This is a genomic window from Hymenobacter psychrotolerans DSM 18569, from assembly GCF_900142395.1.
Taxonomy (GTDB): Bacteria; Bacteroidota; Bacteroidia; order Cytophagales; family Hymenobacteraceae; genus Hymenobacter; species Hymenobacter psychrotolerans.
Genome location: NZ_FRAS01000037.1, coordinates 1 through 16,782, shown reverse-complemented (window position 1 = coordinate 16,782; position 16,782 = coordinate 1). Strand labels below are relative to the sequence as shown.

Sequence of the window (16,782 nt, the reverse complement as noted above, 5' to 3'; positions counted from 1 at the left end):
CAGGCCTTGCTCTTTGCTAATAGCCCAGTAGTTCGTTTAGCACCGCCGCTACCTTATCGGGATTGGGCAGCATCTGGCGCTCCAGCTCTACGTTCAGGGCAATGGCGGGCAGGTTGGCGGCGCCCAGCGTGAACACCGGCGCATCGAGCTGGCGGAAGCAGGTGCGCTGAATGCGGCCGGCCAGGCTTTCGGCGAAGGAGTTCATCAGCGGCTCTTCCGTCAGCACGAGGGCCTTGCCGTGGCGGCGCACGGCGGCTTCCACAGCCTCATAGTCGAGCGGATTGAGGGTGCGCAGGTCCAGGATTTCAACCTGGCCGGGGAACTGGCGGCTGGCGGTTTTGGCCCAGTACACGCCCATTCCGTAGGTGATGACCACGCAGGTTTCGCCGTTGCGAAGCTTCTCAGCATCGGCTTCCTGGGCTATGGCCGCCTTGCCCAGCGGAATAACATAGCCGGCGGCGGGCTCCACGGTTTTGGCATCCTCGGTGCCGGGCACCTTGCTCCAGTACAGGCCCTTGTGCTCCAGCATCACCACGGGGTTGGGGTCGAGGAAGGCGGCCCGCATCAGCCCCTTCATGTCGGCCGCGTTGCTCGGATACACCACCTTGATGCCCCGGATAGTCAGCAGCGTGCTTTCGATGGAGCCCGAGTGGTAGGGCCCGCCGCCGCCGTACGCCCCAATCGGCACCCGAATCAGGCTTTGCACCGGAAACTTGCCGTTGGAGAGGTAGCAGCTTTTGCTCAGCTCTTCCACCAGCTGGTTGAGGGCGGGCCAGATGTAGTCGGCAAACTGGATTTCGACAATGGCTTTGGCGCCCACTGCACTCATCCCGGCCGTGCTGCCCACAATATAGGCCTCCTGAATGGGGGTGTTGAACACGCGGGCGTCGCCGTATTTCTTGGCCAGCAGGGCTGCTTCGCGGAACACGCCACCCAACTCCCCGCCTACGTCCTGGCCGTAGAACAACGCCTCCGGAAACTCGCGCAGAATGTCGTCTACGGTATGCAGGGCGGCGTCTACCATCAGGGCCTTCTCGGCACCGGCAGGAGCACGCTCCCCGGTTTCCTCAGTCACGACGGGCGGGGCAAACTCGTGGTCGGCGAAGGTGGCGGGTTCGGGCGCGGGGGCGGCCAGGGCGCGCTGGTAGTCGGCCAGCACGGTGGCGCGGGCTTCGGCGGCCAGCTCGCTCAGCTCTTCCTCCGCAAAGCCCAGTTCCAGCAGCTGCTGATGGAAGCGGGGCAGCGGGTCGTTGAGCGTGTGCGAAGCCAGGTTGTCGCCGCGGTACCACTCGCGGCGCACCCCGCTGGTGTGGTGGCCCAGCAGCGGGCATTTGGCGTGCACCAGCACCGGGCCGCGCGTGCGGCGTACGTACTCGGCCGCTTCCTGCATGCCGGCGTGGCTGGCCAGAAAATCGGCCCCATCAAACTGCAGGCGGTGCAGGCCTTTGAAGCCGGCCGCAAACTCGTAGGCATCCATGGCGCGCATCTCGCGGCCCGTCGCCGAAATCCCCCAATCGTTGTCCTGTACCAGATAAATGATGGGCAGCTGATGCAGCACAGCCATTTGCAGTGCTTCTGCTACCTCGCCTTCCGTCATGGCCCCGTCCCCGATGGAACACAGCACCAGCGGATACGGCTGCGTAGCGGCCGATTCGGAAGCTTCGGCGCGCAGCAGCTCCTGCCCTTCCAGATACTTGATGCCGTGCGCCATGCCGGTAGCCGGAATGGCCTGCATGCCCGTGGCCGAGCTTTGGTGCGGAATAACCGGAAAGCCGGCCCGCCGCAGCGACGGATGGCTGTAATACGTACGCCCACCCGAAAACGGGTCGTCGCGCTTGGCCATGAGCTGCAGCATCAGCTCGTAGGGTTCCAGGCCCATGCCCAGCAGCATGGCGTCGTCGCGGTAGTAGGGTGCGGCGTAGTCGGTGGGTTGCAGCTGGAAGGCGGCGGCCAGCTGAATGGCTTCGTGGCCGCGGGCCGTGGCGTGCACGTATTTGGCCGTTACGGCTTTGTTTTCTTCGTAAAGGCGGGCCATTTCGTCGGCCGTGCGCATCAGGCGGTAGGCCCGGCGCAGCGTGGCGCGGTCGGGCTGCGCCGTGATAAAGTCAGATTCCAGAATTGAGGCGGCTTGCGTGGGCATGAGTGGGAATAGGTTGGCAGGCGAAATTACAGCTTCCCAAACGAAAGCCCGGCGGCGGCAGTGCCAGACGTCCGCTTCCGGCCCTAACTTCACGCCATGGTGCCTCTCTTGCGTATTTCTTTTGCCGTTCAGGCTGATATTCCGGCCTTGGCGGCCCTGGTAAACCGGGCCTACCGTGGCGAAGCCAGCCGCCAGGGCTGGACCACCGAAGCCGACCTGCTCGATGGACAGCGCACCGATGAAGCCGACCTGCAGCAGCACCTGACGGCTCCGGGCGCAACCTTTCTGCTCGCCCACGACGCGGCCGGGCACTTGCTGGGGAGTGTGTACCTGAAAAATCAGCACCCCGACTTGTATCTGGGCATGCTGGCCGTGGAGCCGGCACGGCAGGCGCACGGCGGCGGGCGGCAGTTGCTGGCGGCGGCCGAGGCGCATGCCCGTCAACTGGGCTGCACCAGCATCCTGATTTCTGTTATATCTGTGCGGCGGGAGTTGCTGGCTTGGTATGAGCGCCACGGCTTCCAGGAAACTGGCGAAACAACGGCCTTCCCCACCGATACCCGCTTTGGTATTCCACATCAGAAGCTGGAGCTTTCACTGCTGCGGAAGGAGTTGGCCGTGGGGTAAGCACCTTATTTTATCATGTATTAGTTACCGCATTCAGCGTATGCATCCTGCTCAGTATGATGGTGTACTTAGGCGGCCTTTCTTGGCCGAGCATTGGTATAAAGGTCTGGTGGCTGCTTTAGCTATCTGGCTACCTGTCTTTCTTTGCGTCTCCTACCTCCTGCCCAACTTTGCAGCCCTTGCGGCCGGGGCTGCTACTATGGTTAGCCTAGCTATTATAGTAAGCGTAGTAACGCAGTACGAAGGCTTCACGCTCGACCTACCGTCCCGGCGTTATCGATGCTATATCTGGGTGGCAGGTGTACGTTTGGGCCGCTGGCAGCCCCTGCCCCACATTGTGCAGGTTACGGTACGCTACGTTCAGACAAAGCACTATCTGTCGTCGGAAAATGATCCGGTAGAGCTAGGCTTAATTGCGACTGAGCGAGTTTGGCAGGTCTTGCTACGGGTAGAGCATTCCCCGGTAGGTATCGTTGCCGCGAATACGCAACACGAAAAAGCACTACGCATCGCAACTACCCTGGCTGCTTTGCTTGATACTAAAATGGTCGTACAAACTCCATCAGGTGGTTGATTACAGCAGAGTTACAGCCCCAAGGTGGCAGTTATAATCTGTATTCTATACAGCTCCCTATAACCAGGCCTGCTTTCCAAACGCAGCATAACCCCTACCTTGCAGCCTGAAAATTGTCGTAGCGCTACCCCTCTGCCTGCGGCCGCGCTTGCACTTGAACTCCTCAGCATGCCCACCACCGCCCCCGATTTCCCTACTCCTGCTGCCGCCGCTACCTTCCGCGACACGGTGGCGGAGTGGATGCGCCAGTTTCAGGACTGGCTCTGCCAGCAGCTTGAGGCAGCCGACGGGCTGGGCCGCTTTCAGGAAGATGCCTGGCAGCACCACGGCGGCGGGGGCGGCCGCAGCCGCGTCCTCACGCAGGGCAACATCATTGAGAAAGGCGGCGTAAATTTTTCGGCCGTGCAGGGTACCATGAGCGAGCAGTCGGCGCGGGTCCTGCTCATGCCCAACCCCGAGTATTTCGCCACCGGTGTGTCGGTGGTGCAGCACCCGCGCAGCCCCATGGTGCCGATTTCGCACATGAACGTGCGCTATTTCGAGGCCGGCAACGGCGAGGCGTGGTTTGGCGGCGGCCTGGACCTGACCCCGATTTACGTGGACGAGCAGCAGGCTCGCTGGTTTCACGAGCAGATTGCCGACGCCTGCGCCCCGCACAACCCCACCTATTACGCCCGCTTCAAGCAGTGGGCCGACGACTACTTCTACCTCACGCACCGCCAGGAAACGCGCGGCATCGGGGGCATCTTCTTCGACCGGCTTACCGTGGGCAAAGATGGCGACCGGGACGCGCTGTTTGCCTTTGTGCGGGCCGTGGGCGAAGTGTACGGCCGCACTTATTGCGAGCTGCTGCGCCAGAACGCCAGCCTTCCTTATACGGAGCAGCAGAAGCAGTGGCAGCTGGTGCGGCGCGGCCGCTACGCCGAGTTCAACCTGGCCATCGACCGGGGCACGCGTTTCGGGCTGGAAACCGGCGGCCGCACCGAAAGCATCCTGATGAGCCTGCCGCCCCAGGCCGAGTGGCACTACAACCTCACACCCGCCCCCGGCTCGGCCGAAGCCACCACCCAGGCCTGGCTTCGCAAAGGCGTCGATTGGCTCACTGAAACGTCGCGCACCGCTTGATCAAGTTTCTACAAACCGTTGACAACTGGCTGCTGACAGCGGCCAACAGCCACCATACTGCCAAGATGGACACCCTGATGGTGTTCTTCACGGAGCGTTTCGTGTGGTTTCCGGCCTACTTTGTGCTGCTGGTGGTGCTGGTGTACCTGGCGGGCCGGCGCTCCTTGCTGCTCCTGCCCCTGCTGGGCCTGACCGTGGCCCTGGCCGACAGCATTTCGAGCCGCCTGTTCAAGCCTTTTTTCGCCCGCCTGCGCCCCTGCCACGACCCCGACCTTTCGGCCACGCTGAACCTGGTGCATGGCTGCGGCGGGCAGTTCGGGTTTATGTCGTCGCACGCGGCCAATGCGTTTGCGCTGGCGGTGTTTATGGCGCTGGTGCTGCCCCACCGGTTTCGCGCGGCCAAATGGCTGCTGATGGCCTGGGCCGCCATTGTGAGCTACAGCCGTATCTATCTGGCGGCTCACTTCCCTTCCGACGTGCTGGCCGGCGCCGTGCTCGGCAGCCTGCTGGCCTGGCTTTGCGCCTCGCTCTACAAGCGGCAGGTAACTAAGTGGTGGCCGGGCAGCGCCCTAGTCTAGCGCCGGGTCAGTTCCTCAGGCCACTTTACGGGGCAACTCCGGCGCCAACACGCGGCCGAGCACCTGCTCCAGCGCGGCCAGCGTTACAGCATCACCCTGCAACAGCACCCGCTGAGCCTGCCAGAGCAGCAGCTTGCGCGGCCGGTCGTCTTCGTTGGTAAGCCCAAACACGGTGCCGCCCCGGCCAGCATCGGCCTCCCGCGTGTAAAAATTCTCCCTGACCTGGCGAAAACCATAGGCCAGCAGCGTGTCGTGAAAGTAATTCATGCGAACAGCAAAGGCCCGGCCGCAGTGCGGCCGGGCCTTCTTAATGGAAACACTACTTATGTTCCGGCCGGTTTGCGGCTGCCGGTATGGCCGTCGCCTTTGTCGCCCTGGCCGGGCTTGCTGGTTTTTTTGGAGTTGTGCTTATCGTCCTGCGACAAGGATTTGTGCAGGTCAACCGACTCCTCAATCTGGCCGGCGGAATTGCGCCGGATGTAGCGTTTGTCGCCTTCGTTGGGTTCCAGCAGCTCGCGTTTCGACATAGCTCTGCGAATGATTGGTGCAGAATACGTTACGCAGGCTCCGGCCCGGAGTTGGGCTATTTGCCCAGCAATTTAGCTACGTACTTGCCCACAATGTCGAATTCCAGATTCACTTGGTGGCCGGGGCGCAGGTCCTGGAACGTGGTATGCTCGTAGGTGTAGGGAATGATGGCCACCGAGAAACCGTCGTCAGTGCTGTTGAAGCAGGTGAGGCTGGTGCCGTTGATGCAGATGGAGCCCTTTTCCACGGTTACGCGGCCGGGGCCGGGCGCGTGCCGGAACCGGTAGAGCCAGGAGCCATTCTGGTCCTCCACCGACTCGCACTCGGCCGTCAGGTCTACGTGGCCCTGCACGATGTGGCCGTCGAAGCGGCCGTTGGCGGCCAGGCAGCGCTCCAGATTCACGCGGCGGCCGGGCTGCCAGTGCGCCAGATTGGTTTTCTGCAGCGTCTCGTCGATGGCCGTCACGACGTGGGCGCCGGCCATGCCGTCTACGGCCACCACGGTCAGGCACACGCCGTCGTGGGCCACGCTCTGGTCAATCTTCAGCTCAGCCGCAAACCCCGATTGCACGGTGAAATGGATATTGGTGCCTTCGCGGCGTACATCCGTGATGGTGCCCAGGCCTTCTATGATTCCGGTAAACATTGGTTACTATGCTGATTTCTGATGAGGAGAGGTGCTGGTTGAGTGGCTTCGTTTCCTTTTTAACAAATCACGCCGCCAATCTATTTCCCCCGGCCCTCGATGATGATTTTGAGTGTGTAGAGCAGCACCCGGAAATCCATGGCCAGGCTCATGTTTTCGATGTACAGGATGTCGAACTTGAGGCGCTCCACCATCTGAGCCACGGTTTCGGCGTAGCCGTATTTCACCTGGCCCAGGCTGGTAAGGCCGGGCCGCACGCGGTGCAGGTGGCGGTAGTGGGGCGCAATCTTCACAATCTGGTCGATGAAGAACTGCCGCTCGGGGCGCGGCCCCACAATGCTCATGTCGCCCTTGATAACGTTCCAGAACTGCGGCAGTTCATCGAGGCGGACTTTGCGCATAAACCGGCCCCAGGGCGTGATGCGCGGGTCGTGGTCGGAGGAGAGCGAAGGGCCCTGCTTCTCGGCGTCGGTGTACATCGAGCGGAACTTGTAGATGCGGAACGGGTGCCCCTGCCGCCCGATGCGCTCCTGCGAGTAGAACACCGGCCCCGGCGAGGAAAGCTTCACCATGATGGCGGTGAAGGCATACACGGGCCAGGCCAGCAGCAGAAACAGCGCTGAGGCGCCCACATCGATAATACGCTTGAGCACTTTCTGCCACACGGGCAGCAGGTCCTGCTTGATTTCGATGAGCGGCGTGCCGAACACGTGGCTCACCTTCACCGAGCCCAGCAGCATCTGGTAGAGGTCGGGCAGGATGCTGACGCGGGCCGGCGTGCCTTCCAGCAAAGTCAGAATTTCCTCAATCACGCGGTGCTCACTCGGCTCAATGGCAATAATAACCTGCTCGATCTTGAGGGCCCGGATGAGCGCCGGCAGGCGGCGGTAGGAGCCGCGGGCGGGCAGCTCGGCGGCCAGCGCCGCGTCCACGGTGCCTTCCTCGATGGGCGCGTAGCCCACCAGCTTCAGGCCCAGGTGGCGGCCGGTGCGGCGCAGCTCCTGCAGCGTTTCCAGGGCCAGCGCATTGGAGCCTACCAGCAGCGTATTGAAGTAGATGGTGCCGTTGCGCACCAGCCGCTGCACGCTGCTCACGGCCCAGGTGCGCAGCACCGCCGTGATGGTAAAATGCAGCAGGAAGTAGGCCGAAATGGTTTTGTAGTACGAACGGTAGTTCTGCACGCCCTCATCGTCGAGCAGCAGCACAAAGAAAATCACCACCCCACCCAGCACTGACACTTTGGCCAGCCGGATAATCTCGCCCAGCCTCGACTTGCGAAAAATGTCGCGGTATTCGCCAATCAGGGCGTACAGGGCGGTCCAGAAGGCGGCAATAAACACGGCCGAGCCGGTCAGGTCGAACAGCACGCCCTCCGTGAACCGGTAGCCCGTCATTTCGTCGAGCAGGTACTTGCGCACGATGTAAAAACACACCCAGGCCACCAGGGCTGCCAGAAAGTCGGCGGCTATCAGCTTCAGTAGTTGGATAGTGCGAATCAAGGGCGGCGCAATCGGGGCGGCGGGAAGGCCAGTGGATGGTTTTATGGGCACGAATGGGTACTTTCGCACCAGAACAACTGCCCTGACGGGCCTCTGCGGCCTGTTTTGGGGTCTAGCAAAGGTAGGGCAATAAACCGGATTCCATAGGTTTCTGCCGGCCCGCTCCTCTCCTGCTTATGCACGCCGATACCTACCGACACCGTGGCCAGCGCCGCACCCTTGTAGAAGAGCTGCGCCGCAAAGGCATCCGCAGTGAGCGGGTGCTCAGCGCGCTACAGGCCGTGCCCCGCCACGCTTTCTTCGAAGCGGCCTTCCAGCAGCACGCCTACCACGACAAAGCATTTCCCATCGGCGAGGGCCAGACTATTTCGCAGCCCTATACCGTGGCGTATCAGACCGAGCTGCTGGCTCCTGAGCCGCAGCACCGCGTGCTGGAAGTCGGGACGGGCTCGGGCTACCAGTGCTGCGTGCTGCTGGAGCTGACGCCGCACGTGTTCAGCATCGAGTACCAGCCCGTGCTGTTTGAGCGCACCTGCCGCCGCCTGGCCCACCTGAACCGCACGGCGCACCTGTTCTGCGGCGACGGCTCGTTGGGCCTGCCCCAGCACGCGCCCTTTGACCGGATTCTGGTCACGGCCGGCTCGCCTACGCTGCCCCGGCCGCTGCTGCGCCAGCTGCGCGTGGGCGGCTGCCTGGTGATTCCCGTGGGCGATGCGCAGGTGCAGCGCATGCTGCGCGTAACCCGCGTGAGCGAAGAAGAATTTACCCGCGAGGAATTCGAGGAGTTTCGGTTTGTGCCGCTGCTTGGGCAGGCCGGCTGGAACGGCTAAAGCCCCAGCGCGCATATTCGGCAGCTGTGTTGTAACTTGTCGGGCGGTGTTTGCGCCCTTGGCCGAAATACCTGTTTAGCAGGCTTTCCGGGTTCTTGTCCGGCGGGCCTGCTTCCCCTGGTTCCCTTATTTTTCATCCTTTTTACTGATTAAATGTTGCTCAAACGTTTACCCAAACTGCTGCTGCTGGTAGCCGTGCTGCTCACGCAGTATGCGGCGTCGGCGCAGCAGCTCCGGACCCGCTATCCGGAGCAGTACTATGGCTTCAACTGCGCTTCCGACAGTATGCAGCAGCTGGAATGGCGCCGCAACCCGGCCGCCGAGCAGGAATACCGGGCCTTTCTCAAGGGCGTGGCCATGATGTCGGCGCAGGAGCAGGCCCGTATTCTGGCTTCCCCCGACGTGACCGTGCCGGTAGTGGTGCACATCATTCATCAGGGTGGCTCTTCCAACATCACGGAGGCGCAGGTGAACGACGCCATCCGCATCCTGAACGAGGACTACAGCAAAACCAACCGCGACACGGCCGACGTTATTGCGGCGTTCCAGCCGCTCTACGCCAACGTGGGCTTCCGCTTCCGTCTGGCCAAGCTCGACCCGGACGGCAACTGCACCACCGGCATTACGCGCACGTATTCCACGCTCACGGCTTCGGCCGGCAACAACGTGAAGGACCTGGTGCGCTGGGACCCCAACCGCTACCTCAACATCTGGGTGGTGGATAACATTGCCAGCGGCGCGGGCGGCTACGCCTACCTGCCCTGCCCCGGCACCGGCATCGACGGCATCGTGATTCGCAACACGCAGTTCGGCAGCATCGGGCGCTCCTGCGGCTCCAACTTCTGCAACCGCTCCCTCACCCACGAAGTTGGCCACTACTTCGGCCTGCCCCACACCTGGGGCGGCACCAACACCCCCGGCGCCCCGGACAACTGCGGCCTCGACGACGGTATTGCCGACACGCCCAACACATCGGGCGTGACATCGGGCTGCCCGTCTACCACCTACCGCCCCTGCAACGCCAACAGCACCACCGGCTCCAGCACCCCCAACAACAACCCCAACGGCATCCTGGCCAACGTCCAGAACTACATGGACTATGCTACCTGCGCCAAGATGTTTACGCTGGGCCAGAAAATGGTGATGCGCGCCTCCCTCACGCGCCTGTGCCGCTCTACCCTCGTCTCGGCCATCAACCTGACCGAAACCGGCACCAGCGACGGATTCCAGGCCGCACCCTGCGCCCCGGTAGCCGCGTTCCAGTCGTCGGCCACGAGCGTGTGTGAAGGCAGCAGCCTGACCTTCACCGACTATTCCTACAACTTCGCCGGCACTGCCACGCCGCAGTACGACTGGCGCTTCCCCGGCGGCACGCCAGCCACCAGTACGGCCCGCAACCCCACGGTTACGTATCCGGCAGGCGGCTCCTACGACGTAACGCTTATCGTCAGCACGGCCAGTGGCAGCGACACGCTCACGCGCACCCAACTGGTGCAGGTGCAGGGCGTCAACTCCGGCGAGCGGGCTCCGTTCACCGAGTCGTTTGAAGCCGCGACCTTCCCGGCTACCTACGCCAGCACCCCGATCCGCAACTGGCGCATTCTCTCCAACCAACCCGATGAGCAGGCTCTGAGCTGGCAGCGAGGTACCAGCGGCGTGGCCAGCAACGGCTCGGCTTACCTGGTAGTGCCCAACAACTTCCTCGGCGACGGCACGGAGAGCATCCTGATTTCGCCTAACATCAACCTTTCCGGCATCAGCAGCACGCCCACGCTGGTCTTCGACCGCGCCTACGCCCGCCGCTCGGCCACCATCAATGACGTGCTGCGCGTTTCGTTCAGCACTGACTGTGGTGTAACCTGGTCGGTGACCCAGACTTACAACGCAGCCGCTCTGAATACGAAGGGCAGCATTACACAGGTAGGCTTCACGCCGGCTTCGGCCGCCGACTGGCAGCCCATCAGCATTCCGCTGTCTTCCGCCTATCGGGGCAGCCCCCGCCTGCTGGTTCGCTTTGTAGCTACCAGCAACGCCGGCAACCCCCTCTACCTCGACAACGTGCGGATTCTGGACCCGCTGGGCACGCAGGATGCCGAAATGACCCGCCGTGGCATCAGTGTGTATCCGAATCCGCTGACCGCCGAAACGGCGGTGCATTTCACGCTGCCCACCGCTGAGCGCGCCGCCGTGCGCCTCACCGATATGCTGGGCCGCGACGTGAGCAGCATTGCCGGCAAAACCTACGGCGCCGGTGCGCACAGCATCCGCCTGCAGGGTTCCAACGGCAAAGCGCTGCCGGCTGGCGTGTACCTGGTGCACCTGACCCTGGGCCAGCAGACGTTCACGACCAAAGTACTGGTGAACTAAGCCAGACTGCTGCTTCATGGAAAGCCCCGCTGCATTGGCAGCGGGGCTTTTTTGTACGCCCGAGCCTACGTTGCCATGAGCTGGTGCCGCTGCGGCTGGGTTTCGCACGAGGTTTCCGCGGGGTTTGGGTGGCGGCACACCCGCCCCTGCCGCCGGCCGCTTATCTTTGCGGCTTCCTGATTCACTTATTCCTGCATGATGCGCAAACAGAAGCCCGTTAAAGACTCGTTCGTGAATATGACTGAGCTGGTGCTACCCAACGATACCAACACGCTCAACAACCTGATGGGGGGCCGCATGATGCACCTGATGGATATTGCGGCGGCCGTAGCAGCTCAGAAACACTCTAACCGCATCGTCGTAACGGCCTCCGTCGACAACGTGTCGTTCCGGGAAGGCATCAAGCTGGGTAGCGTTATAACACTGCAGGCGCAGGTCACGCGGGCCTTCAGCTCCAGCATGGAAGTGCACATCGACGTGTGGGCCGAGGACATTCCGAGCGGCACGAAATTCAAGTCGAACGAGGCCTTTTTCACCTTTGTGGCCGTCGATCAGTCGGGCCGCCCGATTGACGTGCCGGAAGCTCTGCCCGAAACGCCCGAGGAAATCAGCCTGTTTGACGGGGCCCTGCGCCGCCGCCAGCTCCGCCTGCTCCTGGCCGGCCGCCTCAAGCCCGAAGACGCAACCGAGCTTAAATCCCTGTTTGCCATCGGATAGCCACCAGCCCGGCCTTTATTCGGGGCCGGGCAGTGGGCCCGCCTGCAACGGCAGTATCGTAGTTCTGTACCCGCTTCTTTTCTCATGGATACCGCTGCTTCTCTGGCCTTTTTCCAGAATCTGTACACCGGCGTTTCGCTGTACGTGGTGCCCGAGCCGGCACTACAGCCAGCCGCTGCCACCACAGTAGCGGCGCCCGCCCCGGTTGCGGCCCCGGCTCCTACCGTGGCGGCGCCTGTTGCTGTGGCCGCGGCTCCGGCCACAGCACCGGCTCCACCCATACCGCACCCGACACCGACAGACGCAGTTCCTACGCCCACAGTGCCCGCCAGTGCGCCGGCGGCGCCTCTGGTGCCCCCCGTAGCACCGCTGCCCCCGCCAGCACCGGCACCCGATGCAGCGGCCGGGCCGCTGTTCAACGTAGCACAGCTCGCCGAGCTACCCGCTGCCCCGGCCGCGCCGCCTTCACAACCGGGCCGCTTGCAGCCCACGCCCACCCAGTCGCCGGTGGCGCACATTCCGTTTGCCACGCTGGGCAGCAACCCCAATGGCCTGGTTCTGCTGGTGCGCGTGTCGCCCGAGGAGTTTAAGAAGCTGCCCCGCAACGTCTTCCTCAACAACATCCTTAAAGCCATTCGGCTGGTGATGGAAGACGTGGTGCTGGTAAACGTGGAGCACGAGAAATTCCCGGTGGCCCTCTGCAGCCTGCGCCAGACGCTGGCGGCCCGGCAGTTCCTGGCGTTCGGCAAAAACCTGCTCGACGTGGCCGTCTACACCACCCAGCCCTACGAGCCGGTGCTGCTCTACGGCGACACCGCCTTCCTCGGAGCCAGCGAAATCAAGATGCTCGAATACGACGCCGGCCGCAAAAAACAGCTCTGGCAGTCGATGCAGAGGATGTTTCTGGCGTAGGGTAGCCTAGGCCGGGCCATCATCTATCGCCACCTGGCGCATTTAGGCGTACCCACCGGGAGAGTGCCACAAACGTCCCAAGTGCTTAGCGCAGGTTAGTGTATTGAAAGAATACCTACTTATGCCCGAAGGCACTTTACTGCTCATCGACGACGAAGCGCCCTTGCGCCAGGCCATTGCCCGGATGCTGGAGCTGGAAGGCTACACGGTACTGCAGGCCCCTGATGCCCGCCGGGGCCTCGAAACCCTGCGCACGCACGCCGACGACGTCTTAGTGGTGCTGTCCGATGTGAAGCTACCCGACGGCCACGGCGTGGACCTGTTGCCGCGCTACCAGGCCGTAGCTCCGCTGGCCGAAATCATCTTGCTGACGGCCTACGGCAACGTCCCGGACGGCGTGCAGGCCATGAAAGCCGGGGCCTTCGACTACCTCACCAAGGGCGACTCCGACGACCAGTTGGTCGTGGTGGTGGCCCGAGCCGTGGAAAAGGCCCGCCTGCAGCACCGGGTGCTGGCCCTGGAAAAGCAGGTCGGCCTGCAGCACAGCTTCGCGTCGATGATTGGCACCTCATCGGCCCTGCGGCAGGTGAAAGCCTTGGCTGAGCAGGTGGCCCCCACCGACTCGACGGTGCTGCTGGAAGGGCCAACCGGCAGCGGCAAGGAGCTCTTTGCTCAGGCTATTCATCAGGCCAGCCTGCGCCGAGGCCAGCCTTTTGTGGCCGTCAATTGCAGCGCCTTTTCCAAAGAGCTGCTTGAATCCGAGCTGTTCGGCTACCGCAAGGGCGCTTTTACGGGGGCATTGGCCGACAAAAAAGGGCTGATTGAGGAAGCCCACGGCGGCACGCTGTTCCTGGACGAAATCGGGGAACTGGAACTGGGCCTACAGGCCAAGCTGCTGCGGGTGCTGGAAGGACAGGAGTTCGTGAAAACCGGCGACACCAAGTCCACCCGCGTGAACGTGCGCCTGGTAGCTGCTACCAACCGCAACCTGCGGCAGGAGGCCGAGCAGGGCCATTTTCGACCCGACCTGTACTACCGCCTGGCTGTGTTCACGCTCGCCATTCCGGGGCTCAACGCCCGCCGCGACAACATTGAGCCGCTGGCTCGGCACTTCGTGGCCTATTTCGCTGCCAAGCTGCGCAAGCGCATTCAGGGCATCGAGCCCGAAGCCCTGCGCCTGCTGCGCCAGGCCAACTGGCGCGGCAACGTGCGCGAGCTGCGCAACGTGCTGGAACGCGCCGCTATTCTCTGCGCGGAAAGCATCACTGCCGACTGCCTGCCTCTGGAGCTGCAGCTGGCGCCCGACGAACTCCCGGCCAGCTCCGATGAGCGCAGCCTGCGCCACGCCGAAAAGCAGCACATCCAACGCGTGCTGCTGGAAGAGCACGGCAATAAAACCGAAGCCGCCCGCGTGCTCGGCGTCGCCCTGACCACGCTCTACCGCAAGATTCAGGAATACGGCCTGTAGCCGTTGCCCCTTACTCACAAAGCCGACGACCCCGCCCAACCGGCGGGGTCGTCGGCTTTGTGGGACTAGCGTTTTGCAAAACGCCCTAGCGAAACGCTAGGGTCTACCGCCAGCCGGAAGAGGCTCACAAGCAAACCCAATCATTTTTTATTACTGACAGATAGATAGTTATACAAAATTTAACACCAAAGATGGTGCTTGGGGCCGTGGCTTGCTCAGCGAGTGACACACCTATTCCCAATTGCTCATGTCCCCCATCCTGATGATTGCCGTGCTCATGGCCGCCGGCCTGGCCGGTTTCTGGCTCTTCTACAAGTCCGTCGATTTCTTCGACCAGATCTAATCCCGCCGCGCCATGATGGTCACCCTGTTTTTCCTCTCCCTCGCCACGTTCGGCTACCTCTGCTACGTGCTGCTGCGCCCGGAGAAATTTTAACCTACTTCCATGAACAACGAACTACTCAGCATCGGCGGAATTTACTTGATTACGCTGGTGCTGGCCCTGCCGCTGGGCGCGTATCTGGCCCGGGTGTTCCGGGGCGAAAAAAGCCTGCTCGATTTTATGCGGCCGGTAGAAAGTGGCATTTTCCGGCTTTCGGGCATTGATGCCCGCCGCGAGATGACGTGGCAGCAGCACATGGTGGCGCTGCTCACCATCAACCTGATGTGGTTCCTGCTGGCCATGCTGGTGCTGTACACCCAGGGCAGCCTCCCGCTCAACCCCGACGGCAACCCCTCCATGTCGCCCGATTTGGCCTTTAACACGGCCATTTCCTTTCTGGTAAACTGCAACCTGCAGCACTACTCCGGCGAATCGGGCCTGTCGTATCTCTCGCAGATAGTGGTGATTACCTTCCTGCAGTTTGTGAGTGCCGCCACCGGCATTGCGGCGGCCGTGGTGGTGTTCAACGCCCTCCAGACGCGCACCACCGAGAAGCTGGGCAACTTTTACGACTATTTCGTGAAGAGCCTCACCCGCCTGCTGCTGCCCGGTTCGCTGCTGATTGCCCTCATCCTGGCCTTCAACGGCACGCCCATGACGCTGCAAGGCAAGCAGGAGCTGATTTCCTTGCAGGGCGACTCGGTGGCCGTGAGCCGCGGGCCGGTGGCCGCCATAGTGGCTATTAAGGAGCTGGGCACCAACGGGGGCGGTTTCTATGGCGCCAACTCGGCTCACCCGCTCGAAAACCCCACCTTTCTCACCAACGCCGTCGAGAATATTGCGCTGTGCATCATTCCCATTGCCATGGTGTTTGCGCTGGGCTTCTACCTGAAGCGCCGCCGGCTTTCCTACATGATTTTTGGGGTGATGACGGTGGGCTTTGTGGCCCTGTTGGCCCCTACGGTGTACTACGAGCTGCACGGCAACCCCGCCATTGCCAAGCTCGGCGTCGATCAGGCGCTGAGGGCTATGGAGGGCAAGGAAATTCGCCTCGGGGCGGCGGCTTCGGCCTACTGGAGCATCACCAACACCATCATCAGCTGCGGCTCGGTGAACTCCATGCACGACTCGTTTATGCCGATTTCGGGCATGAGCCAGATGCTGGGCATGATGACCAACGCCTTCTACGGCGGCTGCGGGGTGGGTTTGCTCAACTTCTTCGCCTACCTGATTATTGCCGTGTTCATTGCCGGCCTGATGGTGGGCCGCACGCCCGAGCTGCTGGGCAAGAAGATTGAGGCCCGGGAGATGAAAATTGCCGTCATCGTGACGCTGCTGCACCCGCTGCTGATTCTGGCGGGCACTGCCCTCACGGCTCACCTCTACGTCGGCAACCCCACCGAGTACAGCGGCTGGCTGGCCAACCCCGGCTACCACGGCTTCTCCGAGATGCTGTATGAGTTCACCTCCGCCTCGGCCAACAACGGCTCCGGCTTCGAGGGCCTCGGCGACAACACGCCCTGGTGGAACATCAGCACCGGCGTGGTGCTGCTGCTGGCCCGCTTCCTGCCCATTGTGGGCCCGGTAGCCATTGCCGGCCTGCTGGCCCGCAAGAAGTACGTGCCCGAAAGCGCCGGCACCCTGCCCGCCGACACGGCCACCTTCGGGGTGATGGTGCTGGCCGTCATCGTCATCATTGCCGCCCTGGCCTTCTTCCCGGCCCTGACGCTGGGGCCGCTGGCCGAGCATTTCTCGCTGTACTGGTATCGAGTAGGGAGTATTGAGTAGTGAGTCAGATCCTGCTCTAGTCTTCTGCCAAAACTGAAAAAGTGAAAGACAAAGTATCAGTTGCTGGTGCCAGTAAGTCTTCGTCTGCAAACCAATCAAGATGAAAATGCTCACCGGGCCTCAGATTAGATAGACTTTCTAAAAAGCTCCTCAGTTTCTGGAATGCATCCAGGTCACCTGTAATCTTAAAATCTAGACCCTCTACCTGCATTGTAATCAGCTTATTTGACTGGTCAACCAACTCTAATGACAGGTAGTGTAATGATGTAGGATAGTGAATAGTAGGTCTTTGTCTGAGTGAAAATCCTTTCGCTGGAAATTCAGTCAGGCAGCAGGAGAAGCTAAGAAAATCAGCTGAGGTACCCGAAATATCAATTTCAGTGTGGCCTTCAAATTCTTCCTGCAGTGAGCAGACATTAATCGATAGTTCGCGCATAGTTATGAGGCAATACAAAGCTATTTCCGGATACACAAAGTACGTGCTCAGAAGCAGCAATTAATAGCAACTAGTTGTATAGTCCCAAGGTGAACTGGGTCGGGTTTTGGGTGAAGATAGCCGGGTTTTTCTGGTGCTGCACGCAGACGAATTCGTGCGGGGTCA

At 62.0% G+C, this 16,782-nt stretch carries 16 protein-coding genes; 10 read left to right on the top strand and 6 right to left on the bottom strand.

Going from position 1 to position 16,782, the window contains the following annotated elements; translation table 11 throughout:
* Positions 1 to 16: 16 nt before the first annotated feature.
* Positions 17 to 2,140 (bottom strand): alpha-ketoacid dehydrogenase subunit alpha/beta, encoded by a 2,124-nt coding sequence (locus BUE15_RS19995; protein ID WP_073288868.1) that lies wholly within the window; start codon positions 2,138 to 2,140, stop codon positions 17 to 19.
* A gap of 96 nt (positions 2,141 to 2,236) precedes the next feature.
* Between BUE15_RS19995 and BUE15_RS19990 the strand changes: the two genes are divergently transcribed.
* The 3 genes from BUE15_RS19990 to BUE15_RS19980 all read left to right on the top strand — a co-directional run bounded on the left by BUE15_RS19990 (position 2,237) and on the right by BUE15_RS19980 (position 5,044).
* Positions 2,237 to 2,767, top strand: coding sequence for a GNAT family N-acetyltransferase (locus BUE15_RS19990; RefSeq protein WP_073288866.1), 531 nt, complete (start codon positions 2,237 to 2,239; stop codon positions 2,765 to 2,767).
* A 742-nt stretch (positions 2,768 to 3,509) separates the two neighbouring features.
* Complete coding sequence (gene hemF, locus BUE15_RS19985) at positions 3,510 to 4,466, top strand: oxygen-dependent coproporphyrinogen oxidase (protein ID WP_073288864.1); 957 nt, start codon at positions 3,510 to 3,512, stop codon at positions 4,464 to 4,466.
* Complete coding sequence (locus tag BUE15_RS19980; RefSeq protein ID WP_073288862.1) at positions 4,463 to 5,044, top strand: phosphatase PAP2 family protein; 582 nt, start codon at positions 4,463 to 4,465, stop codon at positions 5,042 to 5,044. The genes hemF and BUE15_RS19980 overlap by 4 nt, the downstream gene beginning before the upstream one ends.
* 15 nt (positions 5,045 to 5,059) lie before the next feature.
* On the opposite strand, the gene BUE15_RS19975 is transcribed toward BUE15_RS19980, so the two are convergent.
* From BUE15_RS19975 to BUE15_RS19960, 4 genes are all read right to left on the bottom strand, one after another.
* A complete protein-coding gene (locus BUE15_RS19975; RefSeq protein ID WP_073288860.1) occupies positions 5,060 to 5,311 on the bottom strand; it encodes a hypothetical protein in 252 nt (83 codons plus the stop codon).
* Between the two features lie 56 nt (positions 5,312 to 5,367).
* Positions 5,368 to 5,571 (bottom strand): hypothetical protein, encoded by a 204-nt coding sequence (locus BUE15_RS19970; protein WP_073288858.1) that lies wholly within the window; start codon positions 5,569 to 5,571, stop codon positions 5,368 to 5,370.
* Positions 5,572 to 5,627: 56 nt separating this feature from the next.
* Positions 5,628 to 6,218, bottom strand: coding sequence for a riboflavin synthase (locus BUE15_RS19965; protein WP_073288857.1), 591 nt, complete (start codon positions 6,216 to 6,218; stop codon positions 5,628 to 5,630).
* Positions 6,219 to 6,298: 80 nt separating this feature from the next.
* Entirely contained in the window at positions 6,299 to 7,717 is a 1,419-nt protein-coding gene (locus BUE15_RS19960; protein ID WP_073288855.1) for a sugar transferase, read from the bottom strand.
* A 176-nt stretch (positions 7,718 to 7,893) separates the two neighbouring features.
* On the opposite strand from BUE15_RS19960, the gene BUE15_RS19955 reads away from it, so the two are divergent.
* The 7 genes from BUE15_RS19955 (at position 7,894) to kdpA (ending at position 16,181) form a co-directional block, all read left to right on the top strand.
* Positions 7,894 to 8,547: a protein-L-isoaspartate(D-aspartate) O-methyltransferase gene (locus BUE15_RS19955; protein ID WP_073288853.1), complete on the top strand. Its 654-nt coding sequence runs from the start codon at positions 7,894 to 7,896 to the stop codon at positions 8,545 to 8,547.
* A gap of 153 nt (positions 8,548 to 8,700) precedes the next feature.
* On the top strand, positions 8,701 to 10,914 hold the full coding sequence (locus BUE15_RS19950; RefSeq protein WP_073288851.1) for a M43 family zinc metalloprotease: 2,214 nt from the start codon (positions 8,701 to 8,703) through the stop codon (positions 10,912 to 10,914).
* A gap of 198 nt (positions 10,915 to 11,112) precedes the next feature.
* A complete protein-coding gene (locus BUE15_RS19945) occupies positions 11,113 to 11,631 on the top strand; it encodes an acyl-CoA thioesterase (protein WP_396276213.1) in 519 nt (172 codons plus the stop codon).
* 84 nt (positions 11,632 to 11,715) lie between these two features.
* Positions 11,716 to 12,543, top strand: coding sequence for a hypothetical protein (locus tag BUE15_RS19940; RefSeq protein WP_073288848.1), 828 nt, complete (start codon positions 11,716 to 11,718; stop codon positions 12,541 to 12,543).
* Between the two features lie 121 nt (positions 12,544 to 12,664).
* Positions 12,665 to 14,011, top strand: coding sequence for a sigma-54-dependent transcriptional regulator (locus tag BUE15_RS19935; protein ID WP_073288846.1), 1,347 nt, complete (start codon positions 12,665 to 12,667; stop codon positions 14,009 to 14,011).
* A gap of 355 nt (positions 14,012 to 14,366) precedes the next feature.
* A complete protein-coding gene (gene kdpF / locus BUE15_RS22675; protein WP_071883060.1) occupies positions 14,367 to 14,447 on the top strand; it encodes a K(+)-transporting ATPase subunit F in 81 nt (26 codons plus the stop codon).
* Positions 14,448 to 14,456: 9 nt separating this feature from the next.
* Complete coding sequence (kdpA, locus tag BUE15_RS19925; protein ID WP_073288844.1) at positions 14,457 to 16,181, top strand: potassium-transporting ATPase subunit KdpA; 1,725 nt, start codon at positions 14,457 to 14,459, stop codon at positions 16,179 to 16,181.
* Between the two features lie 16 nt (positions 16,182 to 16,197).
* On the opposite strand, the gene BUE15_RS21825 is transcribed toward kdpA, so the two are convergent.
* Positions 16,198 to 16,617, bottom strand: coding sequence for a hypothetical protein (locus tag BUE15_RS21825; RefSeq protein WP_139252460.1), 420 nt, complete (start codon positions 16,615 to 16,617; stop codon positions 16,198 to 16,200).
* Positions 16,618 to 16,782 lie beyond the last annotated feature (165 nt).